We start from the raw sequence: 870 nt of genomic DNA, 5'->3' as shown, positions 1-870 counted from the left end.
AGACCGTGTCCTACGTGGTGAGGCGGACGAGTCGCTTGTAGCAGCAGAGGGCGGCGGCAAGTCCGAGAAATGCCAGGTAGTTGCGGGGGTTGCGTTCGTAGCGAGGGCTGAGGCGCCGGTAGCCCGACAGCCAGGACATGGTCCGCTCGATCACCCATCTGCGGCGGCCTAGGCGCTCGCTGGACTCGACCCCTTTGCGGGCGATGCGTACACCGATGTGCTTTCCCCACAGCCATTTCCGCAGGTGAGGAACGTCGTACGCCTTGTCCGCGTGGAGCCGCTGCGGCTTGAAGTACCGGCCGCGGTGGGGGTCGTGTTTCGTTTGGTGGCCCTCGACCATGGGCCTCAGTCCTTCGCTGTCGTGGACATTGGCGGCCGAGATGCCGACGAGGAGGGGCAGTCCGTTCGCGTCCGACAGGATGTGCATCTTGGAACCCGGCTTGCCCCGGTCCACGGGGCTCGGACCTGTGTGTTCGCCCCCCTTTTAGCGCGGACGTGGGCGGTGTCGAGGACGACACGGGTGACGTCGATGAGGCCGGCGTCATCGAGCTGGTGCAGCACGGCCTCGTGCAGTCGGCCCCAGACGCCTGCCCGGGACCAGATCAGGAACCGGCGGTGAGCGGTGGACTTCGATATACCGAAGCAGGGCGGCAGTTGACGCCAGGCACAGCCGCTGACCAGGACGTAGATGATGGCCGCGAACAGCGTCTCATCAGGCGTGTCCTGCGTTCCGCCGCCCTGCGGACGCACCTTCGACGGTGGGATCAGCGGCTTCGCGATCTCCCACAGCCCGTCCGGAACAATCCAACTCCACGTGCCCCGCCCCATGCACGGTCCAACGCCCGCCTCACCACGTAGGACACGGTCTTA

1 protein-coding gene is annotated in these 870 nt (G+C 66.3%); it reads right to left on the bottom strand.

Annotated elements, in window-relative coordinates; genetic code table 11:
• Positions 1 to 10: 10 nt before the first annotated feature.
• Positions 11 to 828, bottom strand: a protein-coding gene (locus IF78_RS48180; protein WP_107050136.1) for an IS5 family transposase whose coding sequence is annotated in 2 segments (ribosomal slippage) — positions 11 to 486 and positions 486 to 828 — 819 coding nt in all. Because the reading frame shifts where the segments join, the coding sequence is not laid out codon by codon here.
• Positions 829 to 870 lie beyond the last annotated feature (42 nt).

The organism is Streptomyces bicolor (assembly GCF_000719285.1).
Lineage (GTDB): Bacteria > Actinomycetota > Actinomycetes > Streptomycetales > Streptomycetaceae > Streptomyces > Streptomyces bicolor.
This window is presented reverse-complemented; position numbering and strand designations above follow the sequence as displayed.